Source organism: Nitrosomonas eutropha, assembly GCF_900116685.1.
Classification (GTDB): domain Bacteria; phylum Pseudomonadota; class Gammaproteobacteria; order Burkholderiales; family Nitrosomonadaceae; genus Nitrosomonas; species Nitrosomonas eutropha_A.
The window spans coordinates 80,416-92,998 of sequence record NZ_FPBL01000007.1 but is presented as its reverse complement, the minus strand read 5'-3'; the positions used below and the strand labels follow the sequence as shown (position 1 = coordinate 92,998).

At 45.3% G+C, this 12,583-nt stretch carries 8 protein-coding genes and 1 riboswitch; of the genes, 3 read left to right on the top strand and 5 right to left on the bottom strand.

Annotated elements, in window-relative coordinates; all coding sequences use genetic code 11:
* Positions 1 to 2: 2 nt before the first annotated feature.
* Entirely contained in the window at positions 3 to 455 is a 453-nt protein-coding gene (locus BM331_RS08405) for a rhodanese-like domain-containing protein (RefSeq protein WP_074928813.1), read from the top strand.
* A gap of 10 nt (positions 456 to 465) precedes the next feature.
* On the opposite strand, the gene BM331_RS08400 is transcribed toward BM331_RS08405, so the two are convergent.
* Complete coding sequence (locus BM331_RS08400) at positions 466 to 1,287, bottom strand: undecaprenyl-diphosphate phosphatase (RefSeq protein ID WP_074928812.1); 822 nt, start codon at positions 1,285 to 1,287, stop codon at positions 466 to 468.
* 47 nt (positions 1,288 to 1,334) lie between these two features.
* Positions 1,335 to 3,233 carry a phosphomethylpyrimidine synthase ThiC gene (thiC, locus tag BM331_RS08395; protein ID WP_074928810.1) on the bottom strand — a complete coding sequence of 633 codons (1,899 nt, stop codon included), beginning with the start codon at positions 3,231 to 3,233 and terminating at the stop codon, positions 1,335 to 1,337.
* 32 nt (positions 3,234 to 3,265) lie between these two features.
* Positions 3,266 to 3,372: riboswitch (TPP riboswitch) on the bottom strand.
* Between the two features lie 66 nt (positions 3,373 to 3,438).
* Here thiC and BM331_RS08390 point away from each other — a divergent pair.
* A complete protein-coding gene (locus BM331_RS08390) occupies positions 3,439 to 4,095 on the top strand; it encodes a protein-L-isoaspartate O-methyltransferase family protein (protein WP_083414727.1) in 657 nt (218 codons plus the stop codon).
* 101 nt (positions 4,096 to 4,196) lie between these two features.
* Positions 4,197 to 5,519, top strand: coding sequence for a TolC family outer membrane protein (locus BM331_RS08385; protein ID WP_074928871.1), 1,323 nt, complete (start codon positions 4,197 to 4,199; stop codon positions 5,517 to 5,519).
* A 59-nt stretch (positions 5,520 to 5,578) separates the two neighbouring features.
* Here the strand turns inward: BM331_RS08385 and BM331_RS08380 are convergent, their stop codons facing one another.
* The 3 genes from BM331_RS08380 to lon form a co-directional block, all read right to left on the bottom strand.
* Positions 5,579 to 8,032 carry a Lon protease family protein gene (locus tag BM331_RS08380; RefSeq protein ID WP_074928808.1) on the bottom strand — a complete coding sequence of 818 codons (2,454 nt, stop codon included), beginning with the start codon at positions 8,030 to 8,032 and terminating at the stop codon, positions 5,579 to 5,581.
* A gap of 550 nt (positions 8,033 to 8,582) precedes the next feature.
* The gene (locus BM331_RS08375) at positions 8,583 to 9,797 is read right to left on the bottom strand and encodes a pyridoxal-phosphate-dependent aminotransferase family protein (protein ID WP_074928806.1); all 1,215 of its coding nucleotides are present in this window, start codon (positions 9,795 to 9,797) and stop codon (positions 8,583 to 8,585) included.
* A 313-nt stretch (positions 9,798 to 10,110) separates the two neighbouring features.
* Positions 10,111 to 12,534 carry an endopeptidase La gene (gene lon, locus BM331_RS08370; protein ID WP_074928804.1) on the bottom strand — a complete coding sequence of 808 codons (2,424 nt, stop codon included), beginning with the start codon at positions 12,532 to 12,534 and terminating at the stop codon, positions 10,111 to 10,113.
* Positions 12,535 to 12,583: the final 49 nt, after the last annotated feature.

The following is a 12,583-nucleotide window of genomic DNA, read 5'->3' as shown; positions in this document are numbered from 1 at the left end:
AAATGATAGAGATCAATAAAATTCTGGAGACAGCTCAAAATCGGGCGCAGGAGTTGGGTGTTTGCTACAGGGGAGCACTGTTGCCATCAGAGGCGCATAAGGTGCTGCAATCCATGCCGGAAGCTAGAATTGTGGATGTGCGCTGTCGAGCTGAACTGGATTGGGTCGGACGTGTTCCCGGGGCAATTGAAGTCGAATTGCTAACTTATCCGGGAATGCAGCCTAGCTCCAGCTTTCTGGAGCAGTTTACCGGGCAGATTGCAAATGATGCTGTGCTTCTGTTCATGTGTCGTACCGGTGTGCGATCTGACAAAGCGGCAACTCTTCTGCGCCAGAAAGGGTTTACCAATTGCTACAATATTCTGGAAGGTTTTGAGGGCGATAAAGATGAAAATGGTCATCGCGGGCTAAAAACTGGCTGGAAAGCTGCCGGGTTGCCGTGGACTCAAGGCTAAAAAGGATGGATCAGCCTGCAGACCAATCAACCAGGCCAAAATGGGCTGTAAGCAATACAATCAGGCCAAAACCAATACGATACCAGGCAAACAGGGTGAAATCATGGTGGCTGACATAGCGTATAAACCCGCGTATCGCAATTAACGCGCTAATGAAAGCTGCGATTGATCCCACCACAAACATTCCCAAGTCATCGCTATGTAAAAATTCCCGGTGTTTGTAGACATCATAGAAAGTTGCAGCAAACATGACCGGGATTGCCAGAAAGAAAGAAAATTCTGCAGCAGCTTTACGTGATAATCCGGACAATAACCCACCAATAATCGTTGCGCCGGAACGGGAGGTGCCAGGAATCAGTGCCAGGCACTGTGCGCAGCCAATTTTCAGCGCATGCTTCCAGTTCATGTCATCTACATTTTCAACCTCGATTCTGTGTTCCCGACGCTCGGCCCAGAGTATCAGCACGCCGCCAGTAACCAGTGCAATAGCAACCGGCAGCGGGTGGAATAAATAATACTTTATTGTTTTGATGAACAGCAGGCCCAGTATTGCAGCTGGCAAGAAAGCAACGAATAGATTCAGTACGAAACGATTTGCCCGCCGGGTGCCCTGATCCCTGACCACATTCATCAGCCGGACGCGATATTCCCAACAAACGGAGAGAATCGCCCCCAGCTGTATCGCTACCGTAAAAACTTGAGCTTTATCATCATTAAAATCCAGTAAATCACCCGCCAGTATCAGATGTCCGGTAGATGAGATTGGCAAAAACTCGGTAAGTCCTTCAACGATACCAAGCAGAAACGCTTTGATGAGAATCAGCCAGTCCATAGCAGCCTAATGTGAATTGTTCAAGCAAATGAAATCACCGGGGAAGATCATAGTTTTCTATAAATCTCACCGCCTTTTTCAATGAATTCATCCGCTTTTTTGGCCATGCCTTCCTGTAATGCCTCATTTTCAGAAATACCCTGTTGTGCAGCATAATCACGCACATCCTGGGTGATTTTCATCGAACAGAAATTGGGCCCGCACATTGAGCAGAAGTGGGCAAGTTTGGCACCTTCCTGTGGCAGGGTTTCGTCATGAAACTGTCTGGCCTTGTCTGGATCCAGGCTTAAATTGAATTGATCGTTCCAGCGGAATTCAAAACGCGCCTTGGACAGTGCATTGTCACGGATCTGTGCACTTGGGTGTCCTTTAGCCAGATCAGCAGCATGTGCAGCGATTTTATAGGTAATGATCCCGTCCTTGACATCATCCTTGTCCGGCAAACCAAGATGTTCTTTGGGTGTGACGTAGCACAGCATGGCGGTTCCATACCAGCCGATCATGGCTGCGCCGATTGCCGAGGTGATATGATCATAACCAGGTGCGATATCGGTGGTGAGTGGCCCCAGCGTATAGAAAGGTGCCTCATGGCAATGTTCGAGTTGCAGATCCATGTTTTCCCGGATCAGATGCATGGGCACATGACCAGGTCCTTCAATCATGGTTTGTATATCGTGTTTCCACGCAATTTTTGTCAGTTCACCCAGTGTCTTTAATTCTGCGAATTGCGCTTCGTCATTGGCATCATAAATCGAGCCCGGACGCAAACCATCTCCCAGGGAAAAGCTGACGTCATAGGCCTTCATGATTTCGCAGATATCTTCAAAATGCGTATACAGGAAGCTTTCCTTGTGATGCGCCAGGCACCATTTTGCCATGATGGAACCGCCACGAGAGACGATGCCAGTCATGCGCTTGGCGGTCATTGGAACGAAAGGCAAACGCACTCCAGCGTGAATGGTGAAGTAATCCACGCCTTGTTCAGCTTGTTCAATCAGGGTATCGCGGAAAATCTCCCAGGTCAGCTCTTCAGCCTTGCCGTCCACTTTTTCCAGTGCCTGATAAATCGGTACGGTACCAATTGGAACCGGACTGTTGCGAATAATCCATTCACGTGTTTCGTGAATATTTTTCCCGGTGGAAAGATCCATGACTGTATCGCCCCCCCAGCGAATTGCCCAGGTCATTTTCTCCACTTCGTCCTGAATGCTGGAGCCCAGCGCGGAGTTGCCAATATTGGCATTGATTTTGACCAGAAAATTGCGGCCGATAATCATGGGTTCTGCTTCCGGATGATTGATGTTGGCCGGAATAATGGCACGCCCACGTGCTACTTCATCACGGACAAATTCCGGGGTAATCCATTCCTGAATCGCAGCACCAAAACTTTGTCCGGGGTGTTGTCGAGTGAGTAACTCGCTTTTCGCCAGATCGGTGACACGTTCTCTGCGCTGATTTTCCCGGATTGCGATGAATTCCATTTCCGGTGTAATAATACCGCGCCTGGCGTAATGTATTTGAGTAACATTGGTGCCATCTTTGGCGCGACGAACCGGACGTGTGAGATTAAAACGCATTGCTGTCAAAGCAGGATCTTGCAACCGTCTCAAGCTGTAACTTGAGGATAATCCTGAGAGAACTTCTGTATCTTCGCGCTCCTCAATCCATTTTTCACGCAAAGGAAGTAGGCCGTGGCGGATATCTATACTGGTGTCAGGATCCGTGTAGGGACCGGAAGTATCGTAGACGCAAATGGGTGGATTTTTTTCAATTCCCTGGCTGGTGGTGGTATCAGACTGGCTGATTTCCCGCATTGGCACTCGGATATCTGCGCGAGAGCCTTGAATATAAATCTTGCGTGAATTGGGGAGAGATTGTATTGCAGCCGTATCTACCCGCGCATTGTCACTGGTGAATTTTTCCAGTCTGGAAAGAGGTATTTTCATGCTATGCTCCTTAAGAAAGCCGCAAGGAGCAGGGAAATTACTCCCGGCTTCCCTCCGGCGGCGTTATCCGCATCAGGTATTAAGGGACTGTCTCACCGACATTCCAGTTTTCTGCGAATGCGGACCCCTAGCCAAAGCTGCCAAGCTAAAGTAAATATGGAATAATTGCAAGCCCGATTCTTTCGTTGATAACAGAATTAGATCTATGATGAACCTTGAACAAAGTCGCTTCAATATGGTGGAACAACAAGTCCGGACCTGGAGTGTTCTGAATCCGGATATTCTTGATTTGTTATATCAGATGAAGCGTGAAGAATTTGTACCTGCAGCTTATCGTTTTATGGCATTCACGGATATGGAAATTCCGCTGGAGCATGATGCTGTAATGCTAACACCCAAAATGGAGGCACGTATTCTGCAGGAATTGAACATCAATAAAACTGACAAGATCCTTGAGATTGGTACCGGAACGGGATACATGACTGCGTTGTTAGCTAAACTTGGCACACATGTTTATAGTGTGGAAATCGTGCCGGAACTACATGCTATGGCGCGTATTAACCTGCAAACACATGACATTACCAATATAACCCTGGAGCAGGGTGATGCTGCACGCGGCTGGCCCGATCACGGTCCGTATGACGTAATTGTCCTGACAGCCTCTACGCCAGTGCTGCCTGAGACATTTCAGCAAAATCTGGCACCGGGAGGCCGGCTGTTTGTCATAGTTGGTGAGGAGCCTGTTATGGAGGCAATGTTGATAACCTGTACCACACCAGGCAACTATGGTTCGATCTGCTTGTTTGAAACCTGTACTGCGCCATTCAGAAATGCATTGCAGCGCGAGCAATTTCATTTTTGAGGCTTTGTGTCCGTTAACTGCTTCATAAAAGCCAAAGTACGATAACTTTAGTGACAATCATCAGACCTCAAAAATACGAAGATAATGAAATCAGTCGGTTCATGATGAAAAGTTTACGAGGTTTAGCTTGTCTATTATGCTTGAGCATGTTTGTTTGTGTTCAGTTACAAGCTGCTGATCTGATGCAGATTTACCGTGAAGCTCTGGAAGAGGATGCACAATACGGCGCAGCGCGCGCTGCCTATGTAGCTGCACAAGAACGGATGCCTCAGGGAAGGGCAGGGTTGTTGCCCGATATTCGCCTGACTGGAATTGGCCAAAATCAATATATCGAAACAAGTGGTTTGCCAAGCAGGGAGATCAAAAACCGAGGAATTACAGCAACTTTGACCCAACCGCTCATTCGTTTTGAGAATTTCATTATTTATCAGCAATCAAAGAATGAGGTGGCGCAGGCAGATGCGCAATTTGTTATCGCAGCCCAGGATTTGATTTTACGGGTTGCGCAAACCTATTTTGATGTACTCAAGGCAAAAATTGACCTTGAAGTAGTCGAATCACAGAAAAAAGCGATTCATGAACAGCTAGAACAGGCCAGGCGAAATTTTGAGGTTGGCGTTTCGACCATTGTTGACACGCACGAAGCTGAAGCACGTTACGATTTAACCTTGTCACAGGAAATTGCTGCCAGAAACAAACTGGAAATCAATCAGCATACATTAGAGGTTCTTATCAATCGACTTCCGAGTGATCTGCAGGACGCAAGTCTGGACAAAATTATTGCTGATCCGCTTTCATTGCCTCACGATGGTATGGGTGAATGGGTTGGACTGGCGGAAGAAAAAAACTTCCAGCTGAAAGTACAGCGTATTGCATACGAGATTTCCGAGCAAGATATTGATCGCGCCAAAGCAGGTCACTATCCGACTCTAGATCTGGTGGCACAATACAGTGATCAGCATGGTGTCGGCGGTGCTTTCACCGGGCGAGGGCTGGATATCGTCAATAAATCTGTTGGATTACAATTGACGGTTCCTATTTTCCAAGGATTGTCAGTGCAGTCTCGTGTCAGAGAAGCTTTGGCTAATCGGGACAAGGCTCGTAAAGATATGGAAAATGTGCAGCGCACGATTGCATTGCAGGTTCGCCAGAATTATCTCAATGTAACCAATGGTATTGCTCAGATCAAAGCATTGAAGCAGGCGTTGACATCCAGTCGCAGCCAGCTTGATTCAACTGTATTGGGTCAGGAGGTGGGGGTTCGGATGGAAATAGATGTACTTAATGCACAGCAACAGTATTTTTCGGCACGCAGGGATCTTGCCCAAGCTTATTATGATTATCTGATGGCTCGGCTCCAGCTCAAGGCTGAAGTGGGTGATCTGGATGAAGATGATTTGCTGGAAATTAATGCATTACTTTGATTTTTCTTGTTTATTTTTTAGTAAAAAGTCGAGAGATCAGTGTAACTAGGGTAGAAGAATTATTTGCCCGGTTGTTCACTTGGCCGTTTAGGGGGTATTTTTGTGCGTTGTGGCTGCTGATGGCAAGCCATGCGGTAAGCGCGTAATGCTTTTTGTGCATGATTCAGAACGGTATCCTGTGGATAATTGATAATTTCGCGTAGCTCTGCATCATCACTGATTCCAGCAGGAAAGCCGGATAGTAACTCCAGACCATCATACATATGATCGATAGCATAAATGTGGAACATCCCTTTGGATACTGCATTAATCACACTATCATCCAATATCAGGTGACGGCAATTACGATCCGGGATCAGCACTCCTTGAGTACCATCAAGGCCAGCAGTTTCACAAATCCTGAAAAACCCCTCGATTTTTTCATTAATGCCTCCTACCGGAAGCATTTCACCAAATTGATTGATCGCACCAGTGACTGCGATACCTTGTTTGAACGGTAATCCTGACAAGGCTGAAAGCAGTGCATACAATTCCGCACATGAAGCAGAATCACCTTCTACGCCATAATATTCCTGTTCAAACACGATAGATGCATTGAGTGCGAGCGGTGCATTATGGTGAAACAAAGCGGATAGAAAATTTTGCAGGATGAATACACCTTTATCATGGATCGGTCCGGACATGCCGACTTCACGTTCAATATTGAGCAGACCGTCTTCTCCAGCGAAGGTGTGTGCAGTAATGCGTGCAGGAATACCGAAGCTGTGATCACCCATCTCGATCAGGCTCAAACCATTGATCTGCCCGATTTTTTCGCCATGTACGGTGATCACTATATCTCCGTCAGCAATAGCTTCTTGTGCACATTGATCCGGGTAATTATGTCGCAGTGTCCGGGCCTGGCGGGCAGTTGTAACGTCTCGCTTCTCAACGATAGTATTTCCGCGCGCTTTGCATTGCAGGGCGCTTTCCACAACCAACATTTCCGTATAACTGAAGTTTGCACTTAAGCGCTTCTGGTCTTCTGTGGTTCTGTGACAAGTTTTTAGCACACAGGCGACTGCCTCTCGTGAAAAATGTGGCAGGGAGGACTGTTTACAGAGATGGGATATAAAAATAGACAGAGCCCGGTAGGCTTGTATACTGGCCAGGAATGAAGCTGCAAAATCAACTTTTACCCGGAATCGCCGCGCTAGTTCGGGGTTTTCTTCCTGAATTGTGTAATATTGCTCACGCGAGCCAATTAGGATGATTCTGACATCGATTTTGACAGATTCAGGTTCAATGGGTATGACTGGTGTTGCGGCATTAGCAGCCCAGGATTCTTCAATCTGCAATATGTGGTTACGCAAAAAGCGGCAAATTTTTTCCCACAAGAAAGTATCAACCAGTACATCATCTAGATGTAACATCAGGAAGCCGCCGTGCGCCTTCAACAAGCTGCCTGCACGGATACGCGTAAAATCCGTCACCAGCATACCTTCAATGGATTGGTACCCGATACTGCCAATCATCGATTTGAAAGATGGATTATCATCGACCACAACCGGTGCGCTGATTGAATCCCGGTTGTCTACAACGATATTTACCCGATAGCGCTCAAACAATTCTTTCAGATCTTCTGGGTTCTTTTCTTCATCTATATCAGCTGGCTGGAATATATCCAGATTTTCAAGAATGTCGTGTTTGATCCCGTTCAAGTGGCGTTCAAGCCTGGCATAATCCTTAAAGGATCGATCCAGTTCGCTTGGTACGGCATCCAATACCTGATTCAGCAGAGGTTCAATCCAATTCCGACATAATGCGGTGAGTTCCTTATCCCGGTTTTGGCCAAGCATACGAATTTTTTGGAGATAAGATGCAATTTCATGGCGTAGTGCTTGTTCATCCTGATTGAGAGCAGCTCTCCGGTCTCTCGGCAGGGTCAAGATTTCTTCTTCGGTCAGTGGTTTTCCGGATTCATTCAACAGCGTAAAAACCAGACGCCCAGATTCACGCCGAATCGCAAATTTTAATGATTCTGCATAGGTATTGAGTTTTTCAAAATAATTGTTTTCTTCCAGTTTGAAGTGATTTTCGATATGCTCCGCTTCTGCCTTGAAATCATCTCTATTCAGCCGTTCCGGTATTTCCTGCGATAAATCGCTCATGGATTGTGCAAGTTGCTGCCGTAGCCAGCTACCTTTACCTGCTGGTAAGTGTAATGCCAGAGGCCGTTCTGGTACGTCAAAGTTGTAGACGTAGCATAAATCAGGTGGTACAGGCTTGCCTGCCGCAACTTCCGTCATTGCTTGCCGTAGCAGGGAAGATCTGCCACTGCCTGTTTCGCCCAATACAAAAAGGTTGTAGTCTGGGTGTTCCATTTCAAGGCCAAAATAAGTTGCCTGTCTGGCACGTTCCTGACCAATCCAGTCAAGTGGTTGATTAATCAAAGCAGACGTATCTGAGAATTCCAGAGAACCGGGATCAATCGTTAAACTGAGCGCACACGGCTCTAATCTGGTTATTGGCATATCTTGGGCTATTGGGATTAGAGAGAATTTTAAAATTACCTGATATTCTTAGTATTGTTTGATACTGGAAGCTGATAAGAATACGTGCTTCAGGCGGGGCGAGTGGATAGTATTTTGAGATCCTGATTGGGCAGAGTGCTTGGTTACTAATCTTGTCCAAATGAGTTTGATTACCTGATCATCTGTTACCGCATGTGTTCTAAAGGTCATGATGGAAATAACTCGGCGATTGTTCATAAATCAAGTGGAATTGGGTGGTGATGCAGAATTTTCGCATAGTGATGACCAAGAGCATTTTCGGTAATGCACAAACGTGTACACCAACATCAAAAATGATATGGGGGCGCTGAAAAAATACTTTACAACAGCGAATGACAACACTTCAGTTCTAATTTTTATCAGAAAATCAATGGCTGGATTACTGTTTTCGCTGTAACATCAATTAGAGAAATAATGGAAAAATGCGAGCAAAAATTTTTTTCACCAGAGTAGTAAATTTCCTCTGTTGCAAAATGGGGAAATTTACTTTTTAGCAGCAGTTACCAGTCATCTATACAGCGGGATTATTTGCATAATATTGATGCGCAGCAGATGATGCCGCGCCTTTATTGACCTTCATACCCAAATCGGCCAGTACATGCTCTAATGCATCTAGGCAAAATATGACGTTTCCCAGTTTGCTTGAATTACCCATCAAGCCGATCCGCCAGATTTTTCCAGCAAAATCACCTAAACCGGCACCAATTTCCAGATTGTAATCAGTCAGGAGCTTGCGGCGTACTTCTTTTTCATCTACGCCCGCCGGGACATGCACGGAGTTCAATTGTGGCAGACGATATGCTTCATCCACAACATATCCGATACCTAGCGTTTTCAATCCAGCTTTTAATGCTTCGTGATTACGATGATGCCGGGCCCAGGAATGCTCAAGTCCTTCTTCATACAGTATAACCAGTGATTCATGCAAGCCATATAGAGAGTTGGTTGGTGCGGTGTGATGATAGGTACGGGAAGATCCCCAGTAACCGAGTAACAAACTGATGTCCATGAACCAGCTGTGTACTTTTTCAGTACGATTCCTGACCAGATCTACTACTCTTTCTGAAAAACTGACAGGAGATAATCCTGGTGGACAGGATAAACATTTCTGGCTACCGGAATAAATGGCATCAATATCCCATCCATCCATATAAACAGGTGTCCCACCTAATGATGTGACAGTGTCCATAATCGTTAGACAATCGTACTTTCTTGCTATTTGGCCGATGGTCTTGGCATCCGACTGAACACCTGTGGAAGTTTCAGCATGTACAAACGCTACAATTTTAGCATCCGGATGTTTTTTCAGGATATCTTCCACTTTTTGAGGATCAACCGGATCGCCCCATTTATCTTCCACTACCAATGGAATTCCGCCACAACGTTCGACATTTTCAATCATCCGTCCGCCAAAGACACCATTTCTGCAAACAACAACTTTGTCTCCAGGCACAATCATGTTAACAAAACACATTTCCATTCCGACCGAACCTGGTCCGGAAACTGGAAAAGTCAATAAATTGGTCGTTTGAAATACATATCGCAGCAAGCCTTTCAATTCTTCCATCATTTCGGTAAAAACCGGATCAAGGTGCCCTAGTGTTGGGCGAGCCATGGCGGATAAAACGCGCGAGTGTGTATCGGATGGTCCCGGACCAAGCAGGGTACGTTGAGGCGGATAGAAAGTGGTTATTTTTTTTTCTGGACGAAAGCTGTCAGTGGTCATCGATATTCCTAATATGAGTGAATGAAAATGTTGTTCTCTAGAATCCGGTTTCTGTCAGTAACCATAATCTTCAGGGAAGTAGCAAATAGCCTGCCAATAGGCTATTTACTTTACTTTGACTTCAGATCCAGTCAAATAGTACTTCCTTAGAGATTTATCTTAAGGATTCAAGCAAAGATTTTATCAAGTGATCGTAAAATTTACTATTCGCTTGTCTGCAGAAAATAAAGCTAAATCTATCTGTAAAGCAGCAGCTTTAAAAGGAGGGAGCTTTAAAATTTTATAAAAGCTCCCACTGTGTGTATCCAAATAATCAATGCTTGATTGAAGAAGCTCTTGTAACTCTATCTTCAGGGGTAGATGCAATGACTTGACCAGGGATGGCCGATGCTATCGCATCAGGCTTATATTCCAGAGCAATTTCTAGCACCTGATCAATCCATTTTACTGGCTTGATATCCAGTTTGCTTTTAATGTTTCCAGGAATCTCACTCAAATCCTTGACATTGTCTTCCGGGATCAGCACTGTGCTTATTCCACCACGATGAGCAGCCAGGAGTTTCTCCTTGAGTCCACCGATTGGAAGGATTTCACCTCTGAGCGTAATTTCCCCGGTCATCGCAACGGATGCTCGTACCGGCACCCCCGTCAATGCAGAAACCATAGCTAGACAAATACCAATGCCTGCACTTGGTCCGTCTTTAGGTGTGGCTCCTTCAGGCAAGTGAACATGAATATCATTTTTTAGATAAAAATCATCCGATATTCCCAGAACGATTGAGCGGCTTCGAACAACAGACAGGGCTGCCTGAATAGATTCCTGCATGACTTCACCCAGTTTACCGGTCGTAATCGTTTTCCCCTTGCCTGGCAGCACTACTGCCTCAATTCGCAACAGTTCACCGCCTACCTCTGTCCAAGCTAATCCTGTAACTTGTCCAACCTGATTTTTTTCGTCAGCCATGCCATAAGCGTAACGGCGCACACCAAGATATTTATCGAGGTTGCGGGAGTTGATGATAATCTTTTCTTTATTCTTTTTAACCAGCAAAATTTTGACGACTTTCCTGCAAATCTTGGATACTTCTCTTTCCATTGAACGCACTCCCGCTTCTCGGGTGTAGTAACGGACAATATCACGTAATGCAGATTCAGAAACTGACAATTCACCCTCGTTTAAGCCGTGATCTTTCATTTGCTTGGGTAGAAGATATCGTTTTGCGATATTTAGTTTTTCATCTTCAGTGTAGCCTGAAAGTCGAATGACTTCCATTCGATCAAGGAGTGCGGGAGGAATGTTCAGTGTGTTTGCGGTAGCAACGATCATGACATCCGACAAGTCGTATTCAACTTCGATGTAGTGATCAACAAATGTATTGTTTTGCTCCGGATCAAGTACTTCCAGCAAGGCAGAAGAAGGGTCGCCACGAAAATCCATTCCCATTTTGTCAACCTCATCCAACAGAAACAGTGGATTTTTGACACCGATTTTTGTCATGCTTTGCAAAATCTTTCCAGGCATCGAGCCGATATAAGTTCGACGATGCCCACGGATTTCAGCTTCATCTCGCATGCCCCCGAGAGACATACGAACAAATTTACGATTTGTTGCACGAGCTATAGATCGACCTAACGAAGTTTTACCTACTCCAGGCGGGCCGACAAGGCAAAGAATAGGGGCTTTGGATTTGGCAACCCGCTGTTGTACTGCAAGGTATTCAACTATCCTTTCCTTGACTTTCTCCAGACCATAATGATCTTCATTCAGAATTGATTCAGCAATCTTTAATTCTTTACTGATTTTGGTTTTCTGCTTCCAGGGCAATGCGACCAGTGTGTCAATATAATTTCGTACAACAGTTGCTTCAGCTGACATAGGAGACATCAGGCGCAGTTTTTTCAGCTCAGATTCTGCCTTGACTAATGCTTCTTTAGGTAGGGAAGCTGCCTTTATCTTTCTTTCGATTTCTTCAAGATCAGTGCCATCTTCGCCTTCGCCCAGCTCTTTCTGAATAGCTTTAACCTGTTCATTCAGATAATAATCTCGCTGGCTTTTTTCCATCTGGCGCTTTACTCTGCCGCGAATGCGCTTTTCTACCTGGAGAATATCCAGCTCGGCTTCCAGTAGGCCAAGTAAACGCTCTAAACGTGGCTGAACTTCAAAAGTTTCCAGAATTTCTTGTTTTTGCTCCAGTCTCAAGGGAAGATAGGCTGCGATCGTATCAGCTAATCGTCCGACCTCATCAATTCCTGTCAGGGAAGCAAGAATTTCTGATGGGATTTTTTTGTTTAATTTGACATATTGGTCAAATTGGGAAAGAAGAGCACGTCGTAGTGCCTCGATTTCTGACGTGTCGATCTCATCAATCGTGACAGGGATAGCCTTTCCGGAAAAAGAGGTTTCGGAATCATTAAAAGATTCAATTTCTGCCCGATAACTTCCTTCTACCAATACCTTGACTGTTCCGTCGGGGAGTTTCAGCATTTGCAAAATACTTGAAACACAGCAAACTTTATAAAGATCTTGGGGAGAAGGGTCATCTTTAGCGGCTGATTTCTGAGCAACTAACAGAATATTTTTACCAGCTTCTGTCGCAGCTTCTAAAGCCTTGATAGATTTTGGGCGTCCCACAAATAATGGAATAACCATATGTGGAAAGACCACCACGTCACGCAGTGGGAGCAGTGGTAAATCAAGCTCGTTTGATTCTTTGGTGTCGAGAATATCTGATGTCATGTCATTTACATCCTGCAGAAAACATGGGTAGGCTAAGATATGGTGACAC